Source organism: Nitrospina watsonii (assembly GCF_946900835.1).
GTDB classification, from domain to species: domain Bacteria; phylum Nitrospinota; class Nitrospinia; order Nitrospinales; family Nitrospinaceae; genus Nitrospina; species Nitrospina watsonii.
On the sequence record NZ_OX336137.1, the window covers coordinates 631,050 to 657,523 of the forward strand.

The window sequence follows — 26,474 nt, forward strand, 5'->3', positions numbered from 1 at the left end:
AAAAGGGATTCTAAAGGGTGCTACGGCACGTTGCCCGGGTATTTTACTCGATGTGGTAGTTGGGCGATTCCTTGGTGACGATGACGTCGTGGACGTGGCTTTCCTTGAGGCCCGCCATGGTGATCTTGATGAACTGCGATTCGTTGCGCAGCGCGTCGATGTCTTTCGAGCCGCAATAGCCCATGCCCGCGCGCAGGCCGCCCAACAGCTGGTGCACGCTGTACGCCAGCAGGCCGCGGTAGGGGATGCGCGCTTCCACGCCCTCCGGCACCAGCTTGCTTTCGTTGAGCCCCAGCTCCTGGAAGTAGCGGTCGCTCGATCCTTTTTGCATGGCGCCGATCGATCCCATCCCGCGGTACTCCTTGTAGCTGCGGCCCTGGTAGAGGATCTTTTCGCCGGGGCTTTCTTCCGTGCCCGCGAACAACGAACCGATCATCACCGAATGCGCGCCGGCGGCGATGGCCTTGGTGATGTCGCCGGAATGGCGGATGCCGCCGTCGGAGATGACGGGGATGTTTTTCTTGGCCGCCGCGTTCGAGCATTTGCGCACGGCGGTGATCTGCGGCACGCCGACGCCGGTGACCACGCGCGTGGTGCAGATGGAACCCGGCCCGATGCCGACCTTCACCGCGTCCACCCCGGCTTTGATGAGCGCTTCCGTGCCCTCCACCGTGGCCACGTTGCCGCCGATGACCTGCAATTTCGGGAACGACTTCTTGATCTCTCGGATGGTGCGCAGCACTTTTTCCGAATGACCGTGGGCGCTGTCGATGGTGAGGACATCGAGCCCGACCTTCACCATGTCCTGGATGTGGTCCATGTAATCGGTGGACGCGCCCAATGCGGCGCCCACCAGCAGGCGGCCTTTTTTGTCCTTCGCCGCGTGGGGGAATTCGGTGTCCTTGAGGATGTCCTTGAGTGTGAGCAGGCCCTTCAGGTTGCCTTTTTTATCGACCACCAGCAGTTTTTCGATGCGGTTGTCGTGCAGCAGCTCTTTCGATTTGGCGAGCGGCGTGTTTTCCTGAATGGTGACGAGGTTGTCCTTCGTCATCAGTTTGGAGATCGGCTGATCCGTCTTCGTCTCGAAACGGATGTCGCGGCTGGTGAGGATGCCCACCAGCTTGTTCTTCTTTGTGATCGGGATGCCGGTGATGTGGAACTTCTGCATGACCTGCAAGGCCTCGTCCAGCGTCTGTTCCGGCTCCAGCGTGATCGGGTCCGGGATGATGTAGCTGACCGAACGCTTGACGCGGTCCACCATCTTGCGCTGCTGTTCCGGCGGCAGGTTGCGGTGGATGATGCCGATGCCGCCCTCCTGCGCCAGCGCAATGGCGAGGTCCGCTTCCGTCACCGTGTCCATGGGTGCGCTCACCAGCGGACAGTTGAGGGTGATGGTCTGCGTCAGCTGTGTTTTCAGGCTCACCTCGGAAGGCATGACCTTCGAGTAGGCGGGCAGCAGCAACACGTCGTCAAAAGTGAGATAGGTTTCGATGTCTTTTTGTTTTCTGGCCATGAAGTCGGGAAGAGGGAGAGTGTGGTTCCAAAAATCCGGGAGGCGTCCCCAAGCCGGACGCCGCGTATAAAAAGATTATCTTAGCATGGTGCGAATCGGGTTTTCACAAGAAAAATGGAATGCCTTGAGAAGAGGGCGGCCGGCTTGGACATGCCTGGGATTTTGTGCCCGGCGCGGGCACGCTGTGTTACCCTTGTCCCATGTTGAAACGAGGCACATTGATTGCAGTTTGGGTGGTGGCCGTCCTGATGGCCGGGCTCGCCGAGTCCGCGCCCATTGTGGAGCGCGACGACTGGTCCGGCACCTACTTCAACGGCCAGAAGATGGGATTCAACCGCGCCGTGGTGACGGTGCGGCCGGATGAAATCCGCGTCCACACGCAGATGTTTTTCCGGCTGGAGGCGGGCGGCGCCGAGCAGGTGACCTCCATCTCCCAGGACACGCGCCTGACCCCCGACCTCAAGCTGAAGACCTTCAGCCTGCTGCAGGAAATCATGGGCAGCCGCCAGCGCATCGAGGCGCACGTCGAGGGCAGCCAGCTCCTCTACAAAATCACCACCAGCGGCTACAGCAAGGAAAAGTCGATGGACCTGCCCGCCGACGCCATCCCCGCCTCCACCGCGTGGCTGAACCTCATCCATGCCGGGCTGGAAGTCGGCAGGAAGGGCACGATGACGCTGTTGATCGAGCCGTTCCAGATGACGTCACTTTTGGTCTATGAAGTGTTGCGCCAGGAAACCATCGACCACCGCGGCAAGCCGGTCGAGACCTTCGTCGTCAAGCAGGAGTATGCCGGCATCAAGACCTACACCTGGGCGACAGTGGATGGCACGGTGTTGCGCGAACGCACCCTGCAGGGGTTCGAGTCGGTGCATGAGCCCGCCTCGGTGGCGCGCGAGTTGCCGCCGGAGGTGATGTCGGTCAGCAATTTCATCACGCTCAGCCTGGTCAAGACCGACAAACCGATCGCCGCCGCGCGCACGTTGAAAGAATTGAAACTGAGCCTGCGCAACCTCACCGGACCGGACGCCATCCCGAACGATCACCGCCAGCAGGTCCTCGACGCGGCCAAAGAGGAGGGCGGGGACTACCAGGCGACGCTGCTCATCCGGCAGGAGCCCGCGCACCCGGCGCAGAAGGTGGGCTTTCCTTTGGATGGCGAGGCGACGCGGCCCTACCTGGAAGACTCGTCGCAGATCCAGTCCGAGCACCCCATGATCCGCGCCCTGGCGAAGGAGTTGAAGGGCGAGAGTGCCGACCCCTGGCGGGTGGCGCTCGACATCAATAAATGGGTGTATTCGAACATCGAGAAGGTGCTGGTGGACGCTTTCACCGCCGTGGATGCGCTCAACACCCGGCGCGGCGAATGCCAGTCGCACACGAACCTGTACACCGCCATCGCCCGCGCCGCCGGCATCCCGACGCGTGTCGTCAACGGCATCGTGTATTCGGAAGATTTCAACGGCTTCGTTTACCACGCCTGGCCGGAGGTGTTCGTCGGCGAGTGGCGCGCGCTCGATCCGACGCTGGGTCAGGAAGGGGTGGACGCCACCCACATCAAGCTCTCCGAAGGCAACACCCAGGGCTCGCTGAAGCTGATGGAGTTTGTCGGCCGTCTCGGCATCGACGTTCTGGAAAAATAGTGCTTGTGGACAACTCGGCCCTGGACGGAAACCCGCAGTGGACGCGGAACTCCGCACTCCATGCCGCCTTATTTCCAGTCTCCATGCTGTTCAAAACATATCCCCACCCGGAAACTCCGCCACCGCCGCCCGTTTGCCCCCGGTACAAGCCAAAAATGCCCGATTTTTCGCCTTGGTAATGACCTCACCCTGAATCGGGGAGTCCCTTCTATCTGTCAGATTTTAAAAACCTTGTTGCCCTAAATCCCGAATTCTTGGGCGGTTCGGAAAACTCTGACAAGGACAGCTCAAATTTCCGTTGACATCACCATATATGGTGCTAAGTTAGAGCACCTACTACTAAATGTAGTGGAATCAGGGCAGAAGGCATTGATTTCTAACCCATTGATTTTTTTTAAATCGGTAACAAATTAGTGATAGGCGCATAAAAGCCTTTATTTGGTGGGCAAAGATGAATAAGAAATTAAAAACAATTTCTATTCTAAACAATGAATAAATTTCGTTTAAAACGCTTGCAACGCTTTCAAACAGGTGGTTCAGGGGGGTCGATGACTCTCAGTTTTCCTACCCCTAAAAGCCCTACTGGAAAAGTGTATCAAGAGTGCCCAGACTCAAATTGTCAACCTCGCTTGTTCCAACTGGGAGACTATTTGACTTCTTTTGTGCCTAATGAAAAAAAGATACTTGAAATGTACCGCCCACCTGGGCCTGGTAAAACAATTTGTCCCTATTGCGGGGGAGTGGATACGGATGAGAATTTTGTAGCTGGCGAAGATATTTCTGCAATTCATAAATACATTCAATGGGCTGCCGAGCAAGATATGGGGGATAACCTAGAAAATATGGTCCGTGAACTTAATCGGTCCATGCCAAAAAATGAATTGTTTTCTATAGGTTTTAAGCTCAAGCGGACTCGAAAGCTATCACCGCCGATCACTATTCGCGAAGATTTATTGCGTTCCTTGGTATGTGATGCTTGTGGTCATGACTATGGAGTCTATGCCATTGCTTTGTATTGTCCAGACTGCGGTTCAGTTAATGTTCATCTCCATTTTCAGCGAGAAGTTGAGCTAGTTCGCCGGCAGACAGAATTAGCTGAAAAATTCCAAGAAGAAGGGGATATTGAACTTGGGTTTAGGCTAATGGGTAACGCTCATGAAGATGTGGTTACGGCTTACGAAACAGCTCTCAAAGCTATTTATTGCCAGATTGTTCGTCGCCGTTTTATTGATCAAGTCGAGTTGTTTGATAAGGCTAAGGCAGTAGGTAATAGTTTCCAAAATATAGAGCGAGGACGTAAGCTTTTTGGAAAGTTGGGCCTTGATCCTTATCACAATTTTAGTAGTGAGGACTTAGAAATCCTTCGGTTGAATTTAGAAAAGCGTCACATTATTGGTCACAATTTAAGCCTTGTGGATGATCGTTATTCTGAGCTTGCTAACGAGGGAGAACTCGGTCGCACGGTCTCCGTTAGGAAAGAGGACATAGACTACTTTGTTAAACTGTGCGCAAAAGCAGTAGAAAGTTTGAGTGTGGAATTAAAGCTTTAATTTTTTGTGAACCAAAGAAAAATTTTTGTTAAAGCCGTAATCACTAAGAAAGCCAAAAATAAAAAGCGATATTAGGTTTAACTAACCACTATTTATTTTGTTTAAGCCTGAAAACATAATTTAGGTGGGTTGATTAAAGAAATGATCCTCGGAAAGTTAGCGACCTTTCCGAGGGTTTTAGAGGAGAGAGGTCAACCATGGATATACCCCGCGTTTTCACAAAGAGCCGCAAAGACCCCTATGAAGGTCTGAATTTTGTTGAGCGATCCTCCAAGATCACCAACGCAAATGGGTCAGTAGTCTCTGAAATAACGGGGGTTATGGTTCCGGACTCGTGGTCGCAGGTGGCCGCGGACATCATCGCGCAAAAATACTTCCGCAAGGCCGGCATCCCGGCGATCACCAAAAAACGCTACGAACACGATGTCCCCGAATGGCTGTGTCCTTCCGAGCCGGATCACGAAGCGATGGCGAATTTGCCGGAGGACAAGCGCTTCGGACGCGAAACCGATGCGCGGCAGGTGGTCCATCGGCTGGTGGGCTGCTGGACCTACTGGGGCTGGAAGCGCGGTTATTTCGGCACGGAGGAAGCGGCGCTCAATTATTACGACGAGATGTGCTGCATGCTGGCACGGCAGAGCGGCGCGCCCAATTCGCCGCAGTGGTTCAACACCGGCCTCAACTGGGCCTACGGCATCGAGGGCCCGCCGCAGGGCCATTACTTCTTCAATGAAGAAACCGGCCAGACCGAGAAATCGCCGAGCGCCTACGAACGTCCGCAACCGCACGCCTGTTTCATTTTGTCGATCGAAGACGACCTCGTCAACGAAGGCGGCATCATGGACCTGTGGCAGCAGGAAGCGCGTCTGTTCAAATACGGTTCCGGCACCGGCACCAATTTTTCCAAACTGCGCGGCGGCGGCGAATCCTTGTCCGGCGGCGGTCAGTCTTCCGGCCTGATGAGCTTTTTGAAGATCGGCGACCGCGCTGCGGGCGCCATCAAGTCCGGCGGCACCACGCGCCGTGCGGCGAAGATGGTCACCCTCGACATCGACCATCCGGACATCGAGGAATACATCCAGTGGAAAGTGAAAGAAGAGCGCAAGGTGGCGGCTCTGGCGGCGGGCAGCAAGCTGTGCCGCAAGCATCTGAAAGCCGTGCTCGACGCCTGCTGGGACTGGGACCAGGACAGCACCCGCTTCGACATCAAACAGAACAAGAAACTCAAGAAGGCCGTGCGCGAAGCGCTGGCCGGGTTCGTGCCGCAGAACTACATCTACCGCGTCATTCAACTGGCCGAGCAGGGCGTGCAGGACACGGAGTTTGAGGAGTACGACACCAACTGGACGTCGGAAGCCTACCAGACCGTCTCCGGCCAGAACTCGAACAACTCGGTGCGCCTGAACAACGACTTCCTGTACGCGGTGGAGCGCGACGGCGACTGGAACCTGAACGCCCGCACCGCCAAGCGGGTCACCAAAACGCTGAAAGCGCGCGACCTGTGGCGCATGATCAACGAATCGACCTGGGCCTCGGCGGACCCCGGCGTGCAGTTCGACACCACGGTCAACGAGTGGCACACCTGCCCGCAGGGCGGCCGCATCAACGCCTCCAACCCGTGCTCGGAATACATGTTTCTCGACGACACGGCGTGCAACCTGGCGTCGATCAACCTGATGAAGTTCCACGACGCGGAGACGGGGCAGTTCGATGTCGAAAAGTTCATCGCCGCCTGCCGCCTGTGGACGCTGACGCTCGAAATTTCCGTCACCATGGCGCAGTTCCCGAACAAGGCCATCGCGCAGAAAAGTTATGAGTACCGCACGCTGGGTCTGGGTTACGCCAACCTCGGCACGTTGTTGATGGTGTCCGGCATCCCTTACGATTCGAAGCAGGCGCAGGCCATCACCGGCGCCATCACCGCCATCATGACCGGCGTCTCGTACGCCATGTCGGCGGAGATCGCAGGCGAGGTCGGCCCGTTCCCGCGTCATGCGGAAAATGCCGAAGACATGCTGCGCGTCATGCGCAACCACCAGCGCGCCGCCCGCAACGCCGAACCCCGCGAGTACGAAGGCCTCACCATCTTCCCGCAGGGCATCGATCCCAAACACTGTCCGGTCTATCTGCATGAAGCGGCGCTCGACGCGTGGGATCAGGCGTTGGATCTGGGGCAGAAGCACGGCTACCGCAACGCGCAGACCACCTGCATCGCGCCCACCGGCACCATCGGCCTGGTCATGGACTGCGACACCACCGGCATCGAGCCGGATTACGCGCTGGTCAAATACAAGAAACTGGCGGGCGGCGGCTACTTCAAGATCATCAACCGCGCCGTGCCGCTGGCGCTCAAGAACCTCGGTTATCCGCAGGAACAGATTCAGGCCATCGTCGATCACTGCGTCGGCGCCGCCAGCCTGAAAGGCGCGCCCTACATCAACTACGAAGCGTTGAAGGGCAAAGGCTTCACCGATTACGTGCTGCAGTCGGTCGAAAAAGAACTGCCGCGCGTGTTCGACGTGACCTTCGCCTTCAACAAATACGTGCTGGGCGAAAACTTCTGCACCGAGGTGCTGGGCATCGACGGCGATCAACTGGACGCGCTCGACTTCAACCTGCTCAAGCACATCGGCTTCACCGAGGAACAGATCCAGAAGGCGAACGATCACATCTGCGGCACCATGACCGTTGAAGGCGCGCCGTTCCTGAAAGAAGAGCACTACCCGGTGTTCGACTGCGCCAACCGCTGCGGCAAGTACGGCAAGCGTTACATCCGTCACGAAGCGCACATCCGCAAAATGGCGGCGGCGCAACCGTTCATCTCCGGCGCCATTTCCAAGACCATCAACATGCCCAACAGCTCCACCATCGAAGACGTGGACAAGGCGCACATGCTGTCCTGGAAACTGATGGTCAAAGGCACCGCCGTCTATCGCGACGGATCGAAACTGAGCCAGCCGCTCAACAGCGTCGTCGCCTCGGAGTTCAACTTGGCCGACCTCGAAGACGAGACCGAACGCGATACGGTCAAGGTGGCGGAGAAGTTGACGAACGTGTACATCGAGCAGCAGAAAAAACGCAAGTCATTGCCCTTCCGCCGCGCGGGCTACACGCAGAAAGCGGTGGTCGGCGGTCACAAGGTGTATCTGCGCACCGGTCAGTACGACGACGGCACGCTGGGCGAGATCTTCATCGACATGCACAAGGAAGGCGCGGCCTACCGCAGCCTGATGAACTGCTTCGCCATCGCCATCTCCCTCGGTCTCCAGCATGGTGTGCCGCTGGAAGAATTCGTCGATGCCTTCGTCTTCACCCGCTTCGAGCCCAACGGCATGGTCAATGGCAACGACAAGATCACCATGGCCACGTCCACCATCGACTACATCTTCCGCGAACTGGCGATCAGTTACCTCGACCGCTACGACCTGGCGCACGTGACGCCGGAAGACCTGCGCGCCGACGCCCTGCAAAAGGAAGTGGAAGTCTCGCCGGAGCAGGAGGAGGGCGGCGAGGCCTTCAAACCGGTCGAGTCCAGGGACAAGGAGCCGCGTCCGGAGGAAGACCTGGGCGATGCGGAACCGGCATCCCACGGCAACGGCGGCAACGGTCACAGCAAACCCCCCGCCGAGACCTCGACGAAAGAGTTGGGGACGATGGTGTTGAAACTCAGCAAAGAATCGAAAAACTCCGCCGCCATTGCCAAGATGAAAGGCTATGAAGGCGATCCCTGCGGCGAATGCGGTCAGTTGACGCTGGTTCGCAACGGGACTTGTTTGAAGTGCATTTCCTGCGGTGCCACTTCGGGGTGTTCCTAATCCTCGCCCGCCAAAACGCCCCGGGTCACCGTATTGCGTAAGGCCGGAGTTCTCATCCACCCTGCCAGGGTGAGGGCTCCGGCCTTTCTCTTTTTTATCACGCACATTTTGATGCGGTCCTTAACAAGCAAAACATAGATTCTTTGCTGACGCTCAGAATGACAACGGGCGTGGCCTGCGGCAATGGACAAAGCCTCGATCACCCCCTCCCCTTACCAAGGGGAGGGTTGGGGTGGGGTTAGTGATCTATTCTTCTTGCGAGAGCCAGACGCGTCGCTGTTTCTGATTAAGGTCGAGGGGTGGAAAATTCGTGCGCCGAGCGCGCACAGCGGAAACCGAAGGTGGCGTTGGTGACGGCTCCGTTCACCGGATTGCGGATGGAGATGGAGCCGAGCAGTTCCGGACTGCTCCAGCTTCCGCCTTTCAACAGGTAGGCCTGCGCCGAGGTGGCGGGCGTTTGCAGGCTTTCCGGATTTTTCAAAGCCGCAACCGTTGACGGAGCCGACGGCACCGGCGTCGCCACCCATTCCCACACATTGCCAATCAGATCGAGCATTCCCAGCGGGCTGCTGCCGAGCGGGAACGATCCCACCGGCGCGGGGCCGACGAAGCCGTCTCCTTCTCCCAACAGGTTGGCGCGTTTCGGACTCAACTCACCGTTCCACGGCACCAGGCGTTGCGTGGGACCGCGTGCGGCGGCTTCCCATTCTTCCTCCGTCGGCAACCGTTTTTCCGCCCACCAGCAGTAATCATGCGCGCTGGCCCAGTCAATGCCCATCGCCGGACAACGCGGGCAATCCACGCCGCCGGTGTGCGGCGTTTCATCGTAATCGGTACGGAACTGTTTGAACTGCGCCACCGTCACTTCGGTGAGATCGAGGTAAAAGTCCGGCAGAATTTTTTTGGTGAGGCCGCGCGAGTTATCGGTCAGGCGGTGCTGGCCGGGCGGGTTGAGCGGTACCAGGTACTCGCCGCCGGGAACGTGCACCATGATGGAGCCATCGCGGCGGTTGAGCCGGGTCGGACGCAGCAGTTTGCCCTGCAGCCTCGGCGCCGGTTGCAACTGATCCACACTTTTCATGACGGGTTCCGGTTTCGGCGCCGGGAGTTCCACGGTTTCGGGGGATGTGTTCAGCACGGGCTGTTTGGTGTCAGCGGGCAGGACGGGGGTGGTATGCGGTTTCTTCGTGCGTTTGGAACGGGCCGGTTGCAGGTCGGCGGACGCACACCCGCCCAGCAGGGCCATGATCAGAAACCCGGAGAGGATCCGCTTCAACGTTGTTTTGCCTGTTCGTCCTGGAGAAATTTGTCGTACCGTTTCTTCAGTCGCTTGTAAGTGGTGAATTCCCTGTGGGCCTTGTCCACGTTGCCCATCTGCTCGTACGTGTAGCCCAGGCTGTAATGCGCGTCCATGTGCGCCGGGTCGTAGCGCAGCGCCAGTTGAAACGATTTTTCGGCGTCCTCGTAGCGGCCCTGGTAATTGTAAACGCCACCCAGGTTGTAATGGGCTTCCGCATTCTTGGGATTTTTTTCCAGGGCCTGCTTGAACGAACGCTCCGCCTGCCCGAAATCCTGCGCCTCGATGTACTCCAACCCGTCCTTCACGTATTCGTTGCTTTTTTTGTCGGTGCATTGGGGTAGAATCGCAAGCAGCAGGAGCAACCCTGAAAGTTGGAAAACCCGTCGAACGGTCCGCATTGCGGTATCCTTTAAAGAAGAAATCATTCCGAAACCGGGGGGCCCGCCGCACCCGGTTTCGACACCGAAAGATGGCTTCATCATAGCATTGTCCGGTGGCAACCGCCACACCCGCCGGTCGCATCCGCCCGATTTACAGCGGTATGCGAAGCGGGCCGGACGCGGAGGTTTTATGTGGGAAGGGGCAACAGCTTGGGGCGTGATCGGCGCCGGCCTGCTTCTGGCATTGCTGGCGGGGCTGACGTTGAAAGGCTACGGCGTCGCCCGCATCGGCTGGCTGAACCTGTCGCGACTCAAACGCCTGCGCGAACGCTTTGACCAGAGTGCCGATACGGCGGAGAAGAATGCGCTGGCTGCGGTGCTCGCGCGTTGCGACGCCTTGCGCGCGCGCTGGGTGCTGGACGAATCCGAACTCAAGGTGTGGGACCACACCCGCGCTCTGATGGAAGCCGTGGCCGCGCCGTATCATCCCCAATCGAAACATCCCCTGCGCGAGGCCCGGCTGGGCCGCCTGCTCAACGCCTTCCTCGCCATCCGCGATCAGGCGGACGCCCTGGTCCGCATGCCGGGTGTGCGTCCGCTGACGCAGTTCCGGTTGCGGCATCTGCGATTTTTCCTGCGCGCCTGGCGCAAGAAAACCGATTGGGACGCATCGAACGTGGGGCGCGCCGCCCGCCGGTTCAAACTGTTTTTCATTTCACGCTGGGCGGTCGCCGTGGTGCGCTTCTTGGACCTCACGTTCTGGTCGGCGAAGATGGCGTTTTATTTTATGTACGACATCGTGTTCCGCGTGCTGCTGTTGCGTTGGTACCTGACGGTGGGGGAATTGTCCATCAACGTGTATCAGGACCGCGACCCGCATCACGACGCACCGGATGAAGACGTGCTGAAAGACCTCGACGACCTGCCGGAACCGGAGCCGGTGGCGGAAACGGCGTTGCCCGCCGGCGTGAAAGAGTTGGTGCGCGCCTCGCGCAAACAGATCCTGTTCCACACCCGGCCCTTGAACTGGACCGAGACCCGTGCCGTCTATCGGCAACTGGTGGCGGACATCGCGCGGCATCACCACCCGCAATCCAACGATCCGCTGTGGGAAGCGCGACCGTACGATCTGTTGATCGCGCTGTCCCGCTTCGCCGAACAGATCGTGCAGTTGCAGGATCAGGCGGTGCTCAGCAAACTGCTCGACATGCGCCTGTCGCACCTCCTGCGCATGAAAGACACCACCGACTGGGTGTTGGAGAGCCAGATCTTCAACCTCGTGCGCAAATATAAAGTGGGCACGGCGGTGAAATACTCGACGCTCATCTACAAAGCGTTCCGCCGCGGGCATCCGGGCATCCTGTTCCGCGACTTCGCCTTCACCGTGGCGCAGGAAGGCTTGAAACGCTGGCTCATGGTGACGCTGCACGGCAAGCTGGCGTTGCAGGCGCATTTCATTTACCGCACTCCCTCCACCGCGCCACCCCCCGCCACTTCAACCGCCGAAGAACCTGCTCACGCCACATCCAGCCGGTAAGCGACGCGCACCCCGGCGGCATACACGTCCGCCCAGTGCGACACCTTCTTCTGCTCCGGCGTCCACAGATCGCGCCAGTGACAGGGTTTTTCGATGTACGCCGACCAGTCCAGCGCCGTGGCCTGGAGCCCCAGCGATTGAAACCAGATTTCGAGCAGCGTGCGGCTGGGAAACGTGGTGAGACTCAGGTTGCGGTCCTTGTGCGGGAACGATTCGGGCAGTGTGTAATCCTTTTTCGCCGACTGCGTGAGGGTGGTGAACAGGATGGGCAACTCCAGCGTGTCGTCGGTCACGTGTGGGTGGATGGTCAGCGCGTCCTTGCCCTGCAACGCAGCGTAAGCGGCGGTGAAGGTGTCGAGCACAATGCACCGGCGTGCGGCGCGCTGCATCAGGGCGAGCAGGCGGTACGGTTCCGCCGTGTAATACAGCATGCCGAAACAGAAGATGGTGTCGAACGCGTTGTCGCCGCAGGCTTCGAGCAATTCGAACACGTCCCGCGCCTCGAACTGGTAGCGAATTTCCGCGACGTTGTGGTTGGCGAACAGGTTGTGTGCGCGGCGGATGGTATCGGCTTCGGTATCGACGCCGTGCACGAACGCCGCGCCCCGTTGCAGGGCGGCGTAGGAGAAGGTGCCGATGTGCGAGGCCACGTCCAGAATGCGGCCTTCGGTGATGGCATCGCGGTTGCGGTCGATCAACACCTCGACGCGGGCATTGAGGCATTCGTAATGATAAGGAATGGCCCAGCGCGTGGCGCGGGTGTCGGTGGTCAGAAATTCCGAGTCGGGGGCAAACAGCGGTGTCGGCTGGGTCACAAACGTCCTGTTGAAAAATTCATATTGATGACCCTCAATCATAATCGGAAACCCCTGTTTTGCAAACCACCTGCGTGGAACGATCCATGCCTCCAAACATGGATTCTTCGCCCATGCTGTTTTAAAAAGCCGCCTGCTGAAAATGTTGTAAGGCATCCCGGGTCCCCGCGACCAAAAATTCGGTTGCCTCATATATTTAAATATATGAATATATCGATATAGTTAGAGGGGGAGGAGGCCATGCGACGAGGAACTCGTATTCGAATGCCTGTAAAAATTGCCCATTCCATTGTGATGGCGCTGGCGGTCCTGGTGTGGGCAGGGATGCCCGGTGCCACTGCGGCAGAGGAAACCACCGTCATTCAGGCCGGGGGCTCGACCACCGTCCTGCCCATCGTCACCGTGGCCGCCGAACGTTTCCACAAACTGTATCCGGACATCCGCATCACCGTCAATGCCGGCGGCAGCGGCGTCGGCATCCACGGAACCGGTTCCGGACGGCTCGACATCGGCCTGGCGTCGCGCGCCATCACGCCGGATGAGATGCAGCGGTATGCCGCGGCCGGATTGCAGACGCATGCGGTGGGACGCGACGCCGTCGCCTGCGTGATCTCCTCCGAAATCTACCGCGCCGGGGTGACGTCGCTCCGCCGCGAGGACATCGCCAACATCTATCTCGGCCGCATCACCAACTGGCAAGAGGTCGGCGGACCCGACCGCCGCATCGTCGTCATCGACAAGGAACCGCACCGCGGCACGCGTCACGTGTTCATGCAGTTTGTGTTCGGCGATGAAAAGGCGCGGGCGCCGGGGGCGCGTCTGGTGACGGGATCGAACAACGAGGAGCAGGCCAAGATCGCGCAGAGCGACGCCGCCATCGGCATGCTGTCTTTGGCGTGGCTCAATGCGGACGTCTCCGGCATCGGCATCCGCATGGAGGGACGCGTCATCGAACCGACACGGGAGAACGTACGCAACGGCGCGTTCCCCATCGCCCGCGATCTGAACCTCATCACCGCAGGCGCACCGACCGGTGCGGTGAAGGCGTTCATCGAATACCTTTTGGGACCGGACGGACAGGCCATCGTCGCCGAGTCGGGCTACATCCCGGTGAGCGGCGCGCTGCCGGTCAACTGAAACCCACGCTGCCGGGAATTTTATGAAAAACGCCAACGCCTCGCAGGCCCGCTTCACTTCGACCCACGGGGCCGCCTTCTGGCTGACCGGGTCGATGGCTGTGGTGGCGGTGAGCGTGGTGACGATTCTATTTGCTTTCCTGTTCTGGGAGAGCCTTCCCATCTTTCAACAACAGGGCTTCTCTTTCCTCACCGGCACCGAATGGTTTCCCGGTGAGGTGTACGGCGCGCTGCCGATGATCGCGGGCACGTTGTGGGTGACGGCGCTGGCCCTCGTCATCGTCTTGCCATTCGCGTTGGGCGCCGCCGTGTTCACCTCCGAATTTCTGCCGCCGCGGGGCCGCCTCGCCGTGAAGGCTGTGATGGAACTCTTGGCGGGGGTGCCGGGCATCGTGTATGGATTGATGGGCGTCACGCTGGTCGCCGTGTGGGTGCGCGACGTGTTCGGCCTGATCGACGGCAACACGCTGTTCACGGCGGGGTTGTTATTGGCGGTGATGATCTTGCCGACGGTGATGACGCTCTCCGAAGACGCCTTGCAGGCGGTGCCGGGCGAGTACCGCGACACGGCGCTGGGGTTGGGATTGACGCGCTGGGAGACGGTGTTCCGCGCGGTGTTGCCGCAGGCGTTGCCGGGCATTGCCGGGGCGGTGTTCCTGGGCATGGGACGCGCCATGGGCGAGACCATCGCTGTCATGCTGGTCATCGGCGGGCTCGACCGCATTCCCGATCCCTGGTACAACCTGTTCCTGCCGGGGCAAAGCATCCCGTCGAAGATCGGGCGCGAGGCGGCGGAGTCGTTGGGATTCGGCCTGCAATGGAATGCGCTCATCGGGCTGGGATTGATTTTGTTCGTCATGGTGATGCTGCTGTCGTGGACGGGCAACCGTTTGCTGCGGAGGGTGCGCGCATGAATCGAGCCGGTCTGGAAAAAACGGGCGTGGCGCTGTTGGCCGTGCTGGCGGCGACGGGCTGCCTGATTCTGGCGTTCATTCTGGTGACGGTGTGGCTGCGCGGCGCACCGGTACTGGACTGGGAGTTTGTGACCACGGCGTCCTCCGGATTCGGTCACGCGGGCGGCGTGCGGTACCAGATTCTGGGCACGACGCTGTTGATGACGGGCGCCGCCCTGCTGTGCCTGCCGGTGGCGTTGGGATCGGTGTTGTTCCAGACCGAGTTCCTGCGCTCGCCGCGCCTCAAAAAAAGTGTTCGCAGCCTCATTTATTCGCTCAACGCCGTGCCGACGATTCTGTTCGGCCTCATGGGTTACATCGTGTTCGGCGTGTTGCTCGACACCGGTGTGTCGTGGTGGACCGGGACGTTGATCCTGGCGGTCATGATTTTGCCGACGCTGCATGTCAGCCTGCTGGAAGCGGTGGAGTCGATCCCCGTGCCTTACCGCGAGGCGGGGCTGGCGTTGGGATTGACGCCGGGCCAATTGATCCGGTCCGTCATCCTGCCGCACAGTTTTTATGGACTGGTGACGGGGACGTTGCTGGGGCTGGCCCGCGCGGCGGGGGAGACGGCGGCCATCCTGTTCACCGCCACGGTGTTCTCCGGCGTCACGGTGCCACAGTCGCTGGCCGAACCGGTCACCACCCTGCAGACGCACATCCTGGTGCTGGCGCAGGAGGCGATCGATCCCGAAGCCGTTGCGCAGGCCTGGGGTGCGGCGTTCGTGTTGTTGATGGGGGTGATGTTTCTGATCGCGCTGGCGCTGGTGATCCGCACACGCCTGAGTATGGAGGCCCAACGATGAGCGATTACCCGGTGTTGTCTCTGGAAGCGGTCACCCTGCGCTACGGCGCGCGCGTGGTGCTGCGCGATGTGTATTGCGCGTTTCCGCGCAATTCGGTGTGCGCGCTGCTGGGGGCGTCCGGCAGCGGCAAATCGACTCTGCTGCGCACCTTCAGCCGCATGAACGACAGCATCCCCGGATTCCGTGCCGAGGGACAGGTGCGGGTGCTGGGCCGGGATATTTACAGTGAGGCGGTGGACGTGTATGCGCTGCGCCGCCGCGTCGGTTTGCTGTTCCAGAAACCCTGCGTGTTTCCGAAAAGCATTTACCACAATGTCGTGTTCGGCATGCAGCATCACTATCCCGGCTGCAAGGCCGAGTTTCCCGATCGCGCCGAACAGGCGCTCAAAAAAGCGTTCCTGTGGAACGAAGTGAAAGACCGGTTGAACGACCCGGCGCCGACCTTGTCGCAGGGCCAGCAGCAACGCCTCGCCATCGCGCGCACGCTGGCGGTCGATCCCGAAATCCTGTTGCTGGACGAGCCCACCGCCTCGCTCGATCCCAAATCGTCCCGCGCCATCGAGGAATTGATCGTGTCCTTGCAGGCCGAGCACACCGTGGTGTGGGTGACGCACCAGGTCGAGCAGGCCCGCCGCGCCGCCGGGTGCATCCTGCGCGTGGAAAACGGCACCGTGACCGCCGACAACGGCCAGCCGCTGTAGTCCTTTCAAATCTCCCGCATTGGGGCATCCTGCCGCTTCTTTTTGGCGTTGTGCTTTCATTGGCAGACGCTTCCTTTTATAATCGGGAAATGAACACGGACCCGCAACGGTTATGAAAAAATCACGCAGTGCACGCAAAACGTATTTGCGGTTTTCATCGGGAGACGAAGCCCTGTCCACGCTGGGCGAGGAGCTGCTCAAAAAGTATCCCGACATGCTCGAGAAGGTGGAGCGGTTTCACCGCACGGACAAGGCCATTCGCCGCAAGGCCGAGCCGGTGCTGGAGTTGTTCCCCTACGACTGGGAAGACCCCGAATACTTTATGGAAGGGGTGATGCACTGCGTGCGCGGCAATTATCTGGGGGCACTCGGTGTGTTCTCCGATCTCATGGACAGGCAACCGAAGGCCTACCCGGTGTACCACATGCTGGGTTACGTGTGCGGCAGCATGGGCAAGTACAAGATGGAGGCCGATTACTACCGCAAGGCGCTCAAGCTGAAACCCGACGCGGTGCAGGTGTATTACGATCTGGCCATTGCCTGCTGGCTGATGGGCAAGGAACAGAAGGCTTTTGCGGCGATGAAAGACAGCGTCGGCCGGGTGCAGGATTTCAACGTCGCCGATCACTGGCTGACGTATGCCTCCGACAACCTGGGGCGGTACATCGATCCCGACACCCTCGCCGAAAAGGAAGAAGGCGAAAAGGTGCGTTGCCAGGCGCAGGCGTACTACATGCTCGGCCATGCCTTCGTCGAGTTCGGACTCAATGCCGAGGCGCGCACGGCGTTCAAGAATGCGGTGCGGGTGCAGCCGAAGTTCGCCGACGCGTATTTCGAGCTGGGGGCGCTCCATATCAAAAAGCTGCGCAACAAGGACCGCCGCAAAAAATACCTGGAAGAGGCCGAACGGTTGTATGTGCAACGGGGCGACCTGCTGCGCGCGTCCATGGCGCAACAGTTGAACCAGTCCCGCGACGAAGCGCCGGAAGAGGAGGACTCCGCCGAGGAATGGATGAAGGAAGGATTGCGTTTGCAGACGCTGGGATTGTACCAGCGCGCCGTCGATGCGTACAAGATGGCGATCTCTTTTGAACCGCAGTTCCTCGACGCCTATTACAACATGGGCATCGCTTACGGCAGCCTGGAAGAGCAGGGCATGGACACCATCGTCAGCGCCATCGGCGCGTTCAAGCAGTCCATCCGCATCAAGCCCGATTTCGTGCATGCCTACATCGCGCTGAGTGCGGCGTACCTCCGGCGAGGCGAACACCGGGAGGTGATTGCGGTGCTGGAGAAGGCGCTGGAGATCGATCCCGAAAATTACAATGTGTATTACTACCTCGGCACCGCCTACCGCTCGGAGGGTCAGCTGGATTTGGCGCTGGATATGTTCGAGCGGGGGGTGTTCCTTGCCCCGGATTCCCTGCAGGTGCGGTTTTCACTGGGACTGGTCTGCATGGACTGCGGCGAGCACGAGTCGGCGCGGGATGCCTTCCTCGAAGTGTTGCGCATCAAACCGGATTTCCCCGACGCGCATTATCTGCTGGGTTATTTATACCGCGAGGTGTTCGGCGTGGAGGAGCCGGCGGCGGCGCATTTGAGGAAAGCCGAAAAACTGTACGCCAAATTGAAAGACCACGAACGCGTCGAAAAAATCCAGCAGCTGCTGAACGCCACCCATGAATGATTCTCTCCGGACCATGAATTCCCTATGAACCACTTCGACCCTCACATTAAGAAACTGTCACTGTGGAGCGCGGTGGGTCTGCTGTGCCTGAGTATAGCGCTCATGCCCGTGCCTGGGCGCGCCGGCGATTCCAAACCGATGTCCGCCATCGAGATGGCGGAGAAGGCCGTGGTCGATACCCTGTACTACAATTACGAACCGTGGTTCGAACGGTTTGCACGCCGCATCCGTGAACTGGAGGCGCGACCGGCCACGACGCGGATGCAGCTTGAGTTGATGAAGCTGTATTTTTATTCCGCCGCGTTGAATGCCGAACTCACGCATGCGCTGTCGTTCACCGAAGACTACCAGATTGAACGCATTCGCCGGGCCTTTCAGAGCAATTCGCAGAAAACCATCGACATCGCCCACACGCTTCTGGACAAACCGGACCTGCCGCGGACGGACCGCGCCGACGCGTATTTTTTTCTGGGCGTGGCGGAAGGCTACGTGGCGCTTCTGGAGTACGGTGAAGGCCATATTCTATCGGCGTTGATCGACGGGTTGCGCGCCGACAACCACCTTGAAGACGCGCTGGTTCTCGCCCCGCATCACGCCGATGCGCACGTCGGGCTGGGGGTGTACCGTTACGGCAACACGCGGCTGGGCGGATTCGGCAACTTCCTGTTGCAGGGCGGGCAGGACCTTCGCCTGACCGGGTTGAAACACATCGAAAGCGCCTTGAAGAGTGAAATCCTGTCGCGGCCCCTGGCGCTCAAGACCCTCATCTGGTTTTACATCTCCGAGCAGATCAACCCGGCCAATGCCGGGCTTGCCGACAACGAAACGTTGTCGCCCAAAACCTCGCGCCGCCGTGCGCAGACGTTGATGGATGAATACGAACGCCGGTACTTCACCGACGTGCCGCAGGAAGGGTTCATCGGCAACAAGGGATTCGCCATGATGCGCGCCATCCAGGCGGTGCTGGATGGCGAGTATGCGGAGGCGAAGAACCAGTTCCGGAACGCGCTGGAAATCAGTCATTACTTGACCGCGACCAAAGGATTCAAGATCAATCCCAAATACATCGACACCGTCCAGGCGGGCATCGAGTTCTGCGAGTTGATGCTGCTTGAGAACCAGGTGAACCTCGCGCAAAAACCCAATCCCCTGTGCACCGGCGTCACCCGGCAGATCCGCTTCATTGAAAAAGGCGGCAGCATGGTGGAATACCAGTCGTCCAAAATCCGCGGCGAGATTCAGGACGTCTTCTACAACCGCCTGAAAGGGATGTCGCAGAAACACGATTGCTGAATCTCATCCGCCGCGTCACCCGCCGGCCCCCGCGTTCTCTCATTTCCGAATCCCGTAAGGAATCCACTCCGGTTGCGACCAAGCCCACGAAGACAAACAAGTGGGGGTGGTGTGTATGCGAACGTCTTCCAAAAACTTTTTGTTGTTGGCTGGGCTGCTGGCGCTGACTGCCTGGGATTTTTCAAAACACAGTGTGCCACTGAATGAAATCGAAAGTGGCGGACCGCCGAAGGACGGCATTCCCGCCATCGACAAACCGCGTTTTGTGTTTGCGGAACAGCAGGGCGCGCAGTTCCTGGAGAACTCCGATCGCGTACTGGGATTGGTCGTGGAGGGCAAGACCAAAGCTTACCCGATCAAAATCCTCAACTGGCACGAGATCGTCAACGATCGCATCAGCGGACGCGATGTGGTCGTCACCTTTTGTCCGTTGTGCGGCACCGGCATGGTGTTCTCGCGCGATGTGGCGCAACGCACCCTGACGTTCGGCGTGTCGGGTCTGCTTTACCAGAGCGATGTGTTGCTGTACGACCGGCAGACCGAAAGCCTGTGGTCGCAGATCCAGCAGGAAGCGGTGGCCGGTCCCATGACCGGTGCGCGGCTCGATTTGTTGCCGTCCACGCACACCACCTGGGGACACTGGAAAACGAAACATCCGGACACGCTGCTGTTGTCCACGGAAACCGGCTACGCCCGCGACTACGACCGCGATCCGTATGAAGCGTATTACAAAAGCCAGCGTCTGATGTTCGGCGTGTCCCACGTCAGTGCCCGTTACCCTCCGAAAGAACAGGTGATCGGCATTGTGATTGAAGGAAAAGCCAAAGCGTATCCGTTTTCGGAGTTGAGCCGTGTCGAGATGCCGGTCCTGGATGTTGTTGAAGGACGTCCGCTCCGCGTGGTGTTCGATGCCGCTTCGCGCACGGCGGTGATTGAAGATAAAGCCGGGCGCGAGCTGCCGTCGGTGGTCGGGTTCTGGTTTGCCTGGTACGCCTTCCATCCGGAGACCGCAGTGTTCAGCGCTTCGCCCTGATGTTTGTTATACTGAATCCATTCTCTCGAATCCGGTGCGGCCTGTCGCGCAAAGGGGAGCCATGAAGAAAAAAATCACAGTGCTGGCGGTGTTCGTTCTGGCGATTGCGGCCTTTTATTATTTCGATCTGGGACGCTACCTGTCGCTGGAAAGCCTGAAAACCCATCGCGATCAACTGGACGCGTTTTACAAGGCTAATACCTGGGCGATGATTCTCGGTTTCATCGCGGTCTACATCGTGACCGTGGCGCTCAGCCTGCCGGGCGCGACCATCCTCACCCTGACCGCCGGCGCGTTGTTCGGGGCGTGGACGGGAACCCTCATCGTCAACATCGGCGCCACCGTCGGGGCGACGCTGGCCTTCCTGGTGGCGCGTTTCCTGTTGCAGGACTGGGTCGAGAAAAAATTCGGCGACCGTATCAAACCCTTCAATGAAGGCTTTTCCAACAACGCCCTCAATTATATTCTGTTTCTCAGACTGGTGCCGTTGTTCCCGTTTTTCCTCATCAACCTCGTGTCCGGCCTCACACGTGTGCGCTTGAGCACGTATTTTTTCGGCACCATGTTCGGCATCATGCCGGGTTCCTTCGTGTACGCCAACGCCGGGGCCAACCTTGCTTCCATCGATAAACTGAGCGACATCGCGTCGCCGGGCGTTCTCGGGTCGTTCGCTTTGCTGGGCCTGTTCGCGCTCATCCCCACTCTGTACAAACGGTTCCAAGGCAAAAAGAACCTGCCGCCCGAGGTGGCCGAGGCCGAAGCGGCCAACGATTCCTGACGGCGTGTTGCCCCGCCTGCCCGGAGTTCAGCGTTTCGGCGCGTGGTTCAGATTTTCGCGAAAGGTGGCGAAGATGTTCTGGATGGGAGGGATGAGTTTTTCCTGAAGGGAATCGGGGACGAAGTTGATTTTTTCAGTCGGCCATTGTTCCGGTTTGGTCACGTCCAGTCCGTGCTGTTGATACGGACCTTGCATGGTCTGTTCGTAGCCGTAAATCACCATGTGGTCGTACACCTTCTGGTACCAGTCGCGGATCGCATCCGGTTCCGACAATCCCTGCAGGAACGCCTGCGTCATGTCGGCAATGAGAGCGTGGGCGTGCTCGACGAAGTCTTCGGCGTGCGCCTGCTCCAGCGTTTTGTACAGGATGATGATGTCCTGCAACAGGTACTTGATCTGTTGCGGGTCGGTGAGCGTCGGCCCGGTGTTGTAATCGAGACTTTGCTTCAACTCCTTGATGAGCCGCAGCGTGTCGTAGATGATGGACTGTTCCCAGGTGGCGGTGTTCCACACGATGATCGGGCGTATCCAACGCACGGTGTCGGAGGCGTCCTCCATGTGCATGGTGATGTTGGGCCGGACCTTGTTGGTGTACGGCAGGCGGCCGCCCCACATCTTGATGTCGAGATCGAGGCCCTCCGGCTGGAACGCCTCCTTGATGGCGTGCGAGTACACGCCGATCAATCTTTCCAGGTTCGCCTTGTCGTCGAGACTCTTGTGGGGCGCCAGGTTGACGATGCAGTAATAGCGCCAGATGCGGCGTTTCGAGGTGCCGTCGGGGTGGGCGATGAGATAGGTGCCGCCCCAGATGCCGGAGGTGATGGGCAGGTCGATGCGGTACTGGTCGCGCATCATCGACGAAACGTAGCGCGCGATGTTGGCGTACAGTTCGTTCAGGTAATAGAGGTTGGTGCGCCGATCCTCAGTGAATATCGGTCCGGAAGCTTTGGGAGTTTCCATTAAGCCGCATCGTTTGAAAGTGTTGAACTCTCACGTCAGCAATGAAGTGCAATCGCTTTATACGGATCCAATCCGGAAAGATTGTATTCTGTTTTGACGGAAAATTCAAAGCCTGCTTTTCCGGCGGCGGGGGTTTGGGGGAGTATAATGAATGCGGACAGGCATTTGACCATTTTGAGCCAAAAGGAGTGGTTATGAGGATTGGATTTGTGGGGCTGGGGAAGATGGGGGCGAACATGGTGCAGCGGTTGATCGCCGGCGGACATGAAGTGGTGGTGCACGACCGGTCCCAAGACGCCATGACCGCCGCTGCGGGGCAGGGAGCCGAGGCGGCGGACTCGCTCCACGCACTGGTGCAGCGGTTGCCGGAGCGCAAGGCGGTGTGGATCATGATCCCGGCCGGACCCCCGGTATTGGAAACCGTGGAGGCGCTGCTGGAATTGTTGGGGCCGAATGACATCCTCATCGATGGCGGCAATTCCAACTGGCGCGAAACGGGCAAGACCGCCAAACGGGTGCACGATCGCGGCTTGCATTTCATCGACTGCGGCACCAGCGGCGGCATCTGGGGATTGAAGGAGGGTTATTGCCTCATGGTCGGCGGCGACGAAGAACCGTGCCGCTACCTGGAACCGGTTTTCAAAACGCTGGCTCCGGAAAACGGTTACCTGCGCGCCGGCTCCAGCGGCGCCGGGCATTTCGTCAAGATGGTGCACAACGGCATCGAGTACGGCATGATGCAGGCCTACGCCGAAGGCTTCGACATCATGAACAACTCGCCGTTCGACATCGACCTGCGCGCGGTCAGCGATGTCTGGCAGCACGGCAGCGTGGTGCGATCGTGGTTGCTGGAACTGGCGGCGCGGGCACTCAAGGAAGATCCGGACTTGTCGCAGTTGGAACCCTGGGTGGAAGACAGCGGTGAGGGACGCTGGGCGGTGCAGGCGGCGATCGATTTCGACACCCCGGCGCCGGTCATCACGCACAGCCTGTTCGCCCGGTTTCAATCGCGGCAAAAGGACTCGTTCGCCATGCGCCTGCTGGCGGCGTTGCGCAACCAGTTCGGCGGACACGCTGTCAAAAACAAATGAAGAATTGGTGGTGGAGACGGGTGACGGCAGCGATTCCCGCTTTATGCTTTATAATGGAAGGCGGCGTGTTGCAATTTCCCATTCACAATGTTGCCTCGACGAGGTGTTATGGTTCAACGTGACAACTGCATTCTGGTCATCTTCGGCGCTTCCGGCGACCTGACCCGGCGCAAGCTGGTCCCGGCCCTGTTCAGCCTGTATGAAAAAGACCTGCTGCCGGAAAAGTTCGCCGTGCTGGGCGTCAGCCGCACCAAAATGACCGATGCGTCGTTTCGCAAAACGCTGGCGGAAGGCGTGGAAGACGCGGAGGCAAAACCCGATCCCGACGATTTCCGCAAGTTTGCCAAGTTGCTGTTCTATCTGTCCATCGATCCGGGCGAAGCGCGCGATTACGGAAAACTCAGCAAGCGCCTCAAGAAACTCGACGAAAGCCTGAAGACCGGCGGCAATTTCATTTATTACCTGTCCATCGCGCCGTCCATGTATGAAGTCATCGTTGAAAACCTGGGCACGGCGGGGTTGCAGAAAGAAAAAAAACAGGACCAGGCCTACAAACGCATCATCGTTGAAAAACCGTTCGGTTACGATCTCGAATCCGGCAAGGCGCTGAACAAAAAATTGACGAAGGTGTTCCGCGAGCCGCAGATCTACCGCATCGACCATTATCTCGGCAAGGAAACGGTGCAGAACCTGCTGGTGTTCCGCTTTTCCAACGGCATTTTCGAGCCGTTGTGGAACCGCAACTTCGTCGATCACGTCGAGATCACCGCGTCGGAAACGGTGGGAGTGGGCACGCGCGGCCGTTATTACGATTCTTCCGGTGCGCTGCGCGACATGGTGCAGAACCACCTGTTGCAGATTCTGGGCATCATCGCCATGGAACCGCCGCCGTCGTTCGATTCGTTCTCCGTGCGCAACGAAACGGTGAAGGTGTTTCAGTCGCTCAAGCCCATTGCCGAAGATGAGGTGGATCAGTATGTCGTGCGTGGCCAGTACACGAAATCGCAGATCAACGGACAGATCATCCCCGGTTATCGCGAGGAGGAACACGTCGATCCGTTCTCGCGCACCGAAACGTTTGCGGCCATGAAGGTGTTCATCGAAAACTGGCGCTGGGGGGGCGTGCCGTTTTACATCCGCACCGGCAAGCGCCTGCCGACGCGGGTGACCGAGGTGGTGATCCATTTCAAACGCACGCCGCACATCCTGTTCCAGCATAAGAAAGACGAACAGGCCGTGCCCAACCAATTGATCATCCGCATCCAGCCGGACGAAGGCATCCTGCTCAACTTCGGCATGAAGCGTCCCGGTACGGGATTCCATGTTGAAAAGGTGAGCATGGACTTTCATTATTCGGACCTGGGCGACACCAGCCTGGCCGATGCCTACGAGCGGTTGCTGCTCGATTGCATTCAGGGCGATCCCACTCTGTTTGCGCGCGGCGATGCGGTGGAGTCCTGCTGGCGCTTTGTCGATCCCATCCTCAACCGCTGGCAGAACAACCCCGATGAAACCATCTACGGGTATCCGGCAGGCACCTGGGGACCGCGCCAGGCCACTCATTTACTCACCCAGCCGGGCTTGGACTGGCATTATCCCTGCCGCAATCTGGTCGAAGACGGCCTGTTCTGCGAACTGTGACCGGGCCGATGCGATCACCGGAAGCCAGACTGTTTGTGCACGCCGACGCAGAGCAGCTCGCCGATGCGTTGACGCTGGAATGGGTGCGCCGCGTGCAGGCCGCAGCTTCCCTGAACGCGCCGTTTCGCGTGGCCCTGCCGGGTGGTTCCACACCGCGCCGCCTGCTGGAACGGTTGGCGCTGCCGCAATACGCAAAGGAAATCGATTGGTCCGGCGTGCACGTTTTCTTTGGTGATGAACGCTGCGTTCCGCCCGGCCACGCCGACAGCAATTACCACATGGTGCACGAAGCGTTGCTGCGTCATGTTCCCATTCCCACCGGCAACGTGCACTGCATGCGTGGCGAAGACGATCCGTACGGCGAGGCGGCCCGCTACACCGAAGAACTGCGACGGACGTTCGGCATTGCGGCGTCGCAGGTTCCACGCTTCGACTGGATTCTGTTGGGGGTGGGCACGGACGGACACACCGCGTCGCTGTTTCCCGGGCAAAACGAAACGCTGGCATGCCGGGATTGGTGCACGGTGGCGCATCATCCGGACAGCGGGCAACCGCGCATCACGCTCACCCTGCCGGTGCTGAACCATGCGGCGTGCGTGTCGTTTCTGGTGACGGGATTGGACAAAGCCGATGCGCTGGCTGCGGTGAAGAACGATCCGGAACGGCGTCAACGTTTTCCCGCCGCGTGCGTGGAAGCCGAACAGGTGGAGTGGTGGGTGGATGAAGCCGCCGCGTCCCGCCTGTGAAATGCGAACGCATACAGTCCCTCATCTGAGAAATTTCATAGCACTTTCACGTCGATGCGGTGGATGCCGGAGGTCCCGGACGGAAAGGGGTCGCGGGCGCCGTCCCGTTGCACGCCGCTGAACCGGTCCGCCGCGCGCACGGCGAGGCGGTACCGTCCGGAGCGGGGGAAGGTGACGGGGAACGACCAGAACACCCACGCGTACGGCGACAGGGGTTTTTCGAGTTGTGCCAGGGACCAGCTTTTCTCGCCATCGAGCGACACCTGCACGTACTGGATGCCACGGTCGCCGGCGAAGGCGATGCCGCGCAGCGTGGTGCGCCGCGTCTCCAGCCACTCGCCGTGCTCAGGGTGGTCGATGCGCGAAAAGATTTTCACGCGCCCGCTCTGTGTCCAGTTGCGTTCCTGCCAGTACCCGGTATGCGGACCGTTTTGAATTTGGATTTCCTGCAACCACTTCACCTGCTTGATGCCGTAATAGCCGGGCACCAGCACGCGCAGGGGGAACCCGTGATCGCGCGTCAACGGCTCGCCGTTCATGCTGTGCACCAGCAGCGCTCCGGGATGCCGGGCCGCGCTCAAAGGCAGGCTGTCGTGATAGCCGTCGGCGCCTTTCAACACCAGCGTGTCCGCAAAAAAATCCGGATCGGCGGCGTCTATCAACTCCTTCAAAGGCAGGCCGCTCCATTCGGCATTGCCGATGGCGTAGCCGCCGATGGGGTTGCCGATACAGTTGAGGGTGATGGTGCGGGTCACCGCCGGGTGTTTCAGGATGTCATCGTAACGCAGGGTTTCAGGATGGGCGATGTCACCCGTCAGGTTCAGCGTCCAGGCGGAGGCGTCGCGCGGCAACGTGTCCGGCGGGCCGGAGATGTCTTCGACATAAAACTGTTTTGTGGGCGTGATGGGGGACAGGGCGCCGTCGGGCCGGGCGATATCGGGCGTCATGCCGGACACGTGCAGAACCGAACCCCGTCGCGTTGAGGAATGAGCGCTCCGCCACGGCCGGGCCAGCGCACGCACGGGAGCCAGCAGGCACAGGCCGGCCGCCGCGATGAGGAATTTTAAAAACGCGTTGCGTGTCATACGGCAGGCGG

At 59.5% G+C, this 26,474-nt stretch carries 21 protein-coding genes; 15 read left to right on the forward strand and 6 right to left on the reverse strand.

What is annotated here, in order from left to right:
• Positions 1–43 precede the first annotated feature (43 nt).
• Complete coding sequence (guaB, locus tag QML71_RS02820; protein ID WP_282010385.1) at positions 44–1,513, reverse strand: IMP dehydrogenase; 1,470 nt, start codon at positions 1,511–1,513, stop codon at positions 44–46.
• 218 nt (positions 1,514–1,731) lie between these two features.
• Here guaB and QML71_RS02825 point away from each other — a divergent pair, with 218 nt between their 5' ends.
• The 3 genes from QML71_RS02825 (at position 1,732) to QML71_RS02835 (ending at position 8,521) form a co-directional block, all read left to right on the forward strand.
• On the forward strand, positions 1,732–3,156 hold the full coding sequence (locus QML71_RS02825; RefSeq protein ID WP_282010386.1) for a transglutaminase-like domain-containing protein: 1,425 nt from the start codon (positions 1,732–1,734) through the stop codon (positions 3,154–3,156).
• Between the two features lie 488 nt (positions 3,157–3,644).
• Positions 3,645–4,706: a hypothetical protein gene (locus QML71_RS02830; protein ID WP_282010387.1), complete on the forward strand. Its 1,062-nt coding sequence runs from the start codon at positions 3,645–3,647 to the stop codon at positions 4,704–4,706.
• A 197-nt stretch (positions 4,707–4,903) separates the two neighbouring features.
• The gene (locus tag QML71_RS02835) at positions 4,904–8,521 is read left to right on the forward strand and encodes a vitamin B12-dependent ribonucleotide reductase (RefSeq protein WP_282010388.1); all 3,618 of its coding nucleotides are present in this window, start codon (positions 4,904–4,906) and stop codon (positions 8,519–8,521) included.
• 286 nt (positions 8,522–8,807) lie between these two features.
• On the opposite strand, the gene QML71_RS02840 is transcribed toward QML71_RS02835, so the two are convergent.
• Both QML71_RS02840 and QML71_RS02845 read right to left on the reverse strand, forming a co-directional pair.
• Positions 8,808–9,797, reverse strand: a complete 990-nt coding sequence (locus QML71_RS02840; RefSeq protein WP_282010389.1) for a formylglycine-generating enzyme family protein — start codon at positions 9,795–9,797, stop codon at positions 8,808–8,810.
• Positions 9,794–10,219, reverse strand: coding sequence for a tetratricopeptide repeat protein (locus tag QML71_RS02845; protein ID WP_282010390.1), 426 nt, complete (start codon positions 10,217–10,219; stop codon positions 9,794–9,796). The genes QML71_RS02840 and QML71_RS02845 overlap by 4 nt, the downstream gene beginning before the upstream one ends.
• Before the next feature lie 172 nt (positions 10,220–10,391).
• On the opposite strand from QML71_RS02845, the gene QML71_RS02850 reads away from it, so the two are divergent.
• The gene (locus QML71_RS02850) at positions 10,392–11,738 is read left to right on the forward strand and encodes a hypothetical protein (RefSeq protein ID WP_282010391.1); all 1,347 of its coding nucleotides are present in this window, start codon (positions 10,392–10,394) and stop codon (positions 11,736–11,738) included.
• Here QML71_RS02850 and QML71_RS02855 read toward each other — a convergent pair.
• The gene (locus QML71_RS02855; RefSeq protein WP_282010392.1) at positions 11,717–12,553 is read right to left on the reverse strand and encodes a class I SAM-dependent methyltransferase; all 837 of its coding nucleotides are present in this window, start codon (positions 12,551–12,553) and stop codon (positions 11,717–11,719) included. The genes QML71_RS02850 and QML71_RS02855 overlap by 22 nt on opposite strands.
• 264 nt (positions 12,554–12,817) lie before the next feature.
• On the opposite strand from QML71_RS02855, the gene QML71_RS02860 reads away from it, so the two are divergent.
• The 8 genes from QML71_RS02860 to QML71_RS02895 all read left to right on the forward strand — a co-directional run bounded on the left by QML71_RS02860 (position 12,818) and on the right by QML71_RS02895 (position 20,940).
• On the forward strand, positions 12,818–13,690 hold the full coding sequence (locus tag QML71_RS02860; protein WP_282010393.1) for a phosphate ABC transporter substrate-binding protein: 873 nt from the start codon (positions 12,818–12,820) through the stop codon (positions 13,688–13,690).
• A gap of 22 nt (positions 13,691–13,712) precedes the next feature.
• Positions 13,713–14,603 carry a phosphate ABC transporter permease subunit PstC gene (gene pstC, locus QML71_RS02865; protein WP_282010394.1) on the forward strand — a complete coding sequence of 297 codons (891 nt, stop codon included), beginning with the start codon at positions 13,713–13,715 and terminating at the stop codon, positions 14,601–14,603.
• Positions 14,600–15,448 (forward strand): PstA family ABC transporter permease, encoded by an 849-nt coding sequence (locus QML71_RS02870; RefSeq protein WP_282010395.1) that lies wholly within the window; start codon positions 14,600–14,602, stop codon positions 15,446–15,448. The genes pstC and QML71_RS02870 overlap by 4 nt, the downstream gene beginning before the upstream one ends.
• Entirely contained in the window at positions 15,445–16,149 is a 705-nt protein-coding gene (locus tag QML71_RS02875) for a phosphate ABC transporter ATP-binding protein (RefSeq protein WP_282010396.1), read from the forward strand. The genes QML71_RS02870 and QML71_RS02875 overlap by 4 nt, the downstream gene beginning before the upstream one ends.
• Before the next feature lie 112 nt (positions 16,150–16,261).
• Positions 16,262–17,836, forward strand: a complete 1,575-nt coding sequence (locus QML71_RS02880) for a tetratricopeptide repeat protein (RefSeq protein WP_282010397.1) — start codon at positions 16,262–16,264, stop codon at positions 17,834–17,836.
• 24 nt (positions 17,837–17,860) lie between these two features.
• Positions 17,861–19,129, forward strand: a complete 1,269-nt coding sequence (locus QML71_RS02885) for a hypothetical protein (protein ID WP_282010398.1) — start codon at positions 17,861–17,863, stop codon at positions 19,127–19,129.
• A 115-nt stretch (positions 19,130–19,244) separates the two neighbouring features.
• Positions 19,245–20,162 (forward strand): DUF3179 domain-containing protein, encoded by a 918-nt coding sequence (locus QML71_RS02890; protein ID WP_282010399.1) that lies wholly within the window; start codon positions 19,245–19,247, stop codon positions 20,160–20,162.
• Between the two features lie 61 nt (positions 20,163–20,223).
• Positions 20,224–20,940: a TVP38/TMEM64 family protein gene (locus QML71_RS02895; RefSeq protein ID WP_282010400.1), complete on the forward strand. Its 717-nt coding sequence runs from the start codon at positions 20,224–20,226 to the stop codon at positions 20,938–20,940.
• Between the two features lie 27 nt (positions 20,941–20,967).
• Here the strand turns inward: QML71_RS02895 and QML71_RS02900 are convergent, their stop codons facing one another.
• Complete coding sequence (locus QML71_RS02900) at positions 20,968–21,900, reverse strand: hypothetical protein (RefSeq protein ID WP_282010401.1); 933 nt, start codon at positions 21,898–21,900, stop codon at positions 20,968–20,970.
• A gap of 194 nt (positions 21,901–22,094) precedes the next feature.
• On the opposite strand from QML71_RS02900, the gene gnd reads away from it, so the two are divergent.
• The 3 genes from gnd to pgl all read left to right on the forward strand — a co-directional run bounded on the left by gnd (position 22,095) and on the right by pgl (position 25,378).
• Positions 22,095–22,991, forward strand: a complete 897-nt coding sequence (gnd, locus tag QML71_RS02905) for a phosphogluconate dehydrogenase (NAD(+)-dependent, decarboxylating) (protein ID WP_282010402.1) — start codon at positions 22,095–22,097, stop codon at positions 22,989–22,991.
• 108 nt (positions 22,992–23,099) lie between these two features.
• A complete protein-coding gene (zwf, locus tag QML71_RS02910) occupies positions 23,100–24,632 on the forward strand; it encodes a glucose-6-phosphate dehydrogenase (protein ID WP_282010403.1) in 1,533 nt (510 codons plus the stop codon).
• A gap of 8 nt (positions 24,633–24,640) precedes the next feature.
• Complete coding sequence (pgl, locus tag QML71_RS02915) at positions 24,641–25,378, forward strand: 6-phosphogluconolactonase (RefSeq protein WP_282010404.1); 738 nt, start codon at positions 24,641–24,643, stop codon at positions 25,376–25,378.
• A 35-nt stretch (positions 25,379–25,413) separates the two neighbouring features.
• Here pgl and QML71_RS02920 read toward each other — a convergent pair whose 3' ends face one another.
• The gene (locus tag QML71_RS02920) at positions 25,414–26,463 is read right to left on the reverse strand and encodes a molybdopterin-dependent oxidoreductase (RefSeq protein WP_282010405.1); all 1,050 of its coding nucleotides are present in this window, start codon (positions 26,461–26,463) and stop codon (positions 25,414–25,416) included.
• Between the last annotated feature and the right edge of the window lie 11 nt (positions 26,464–26,474).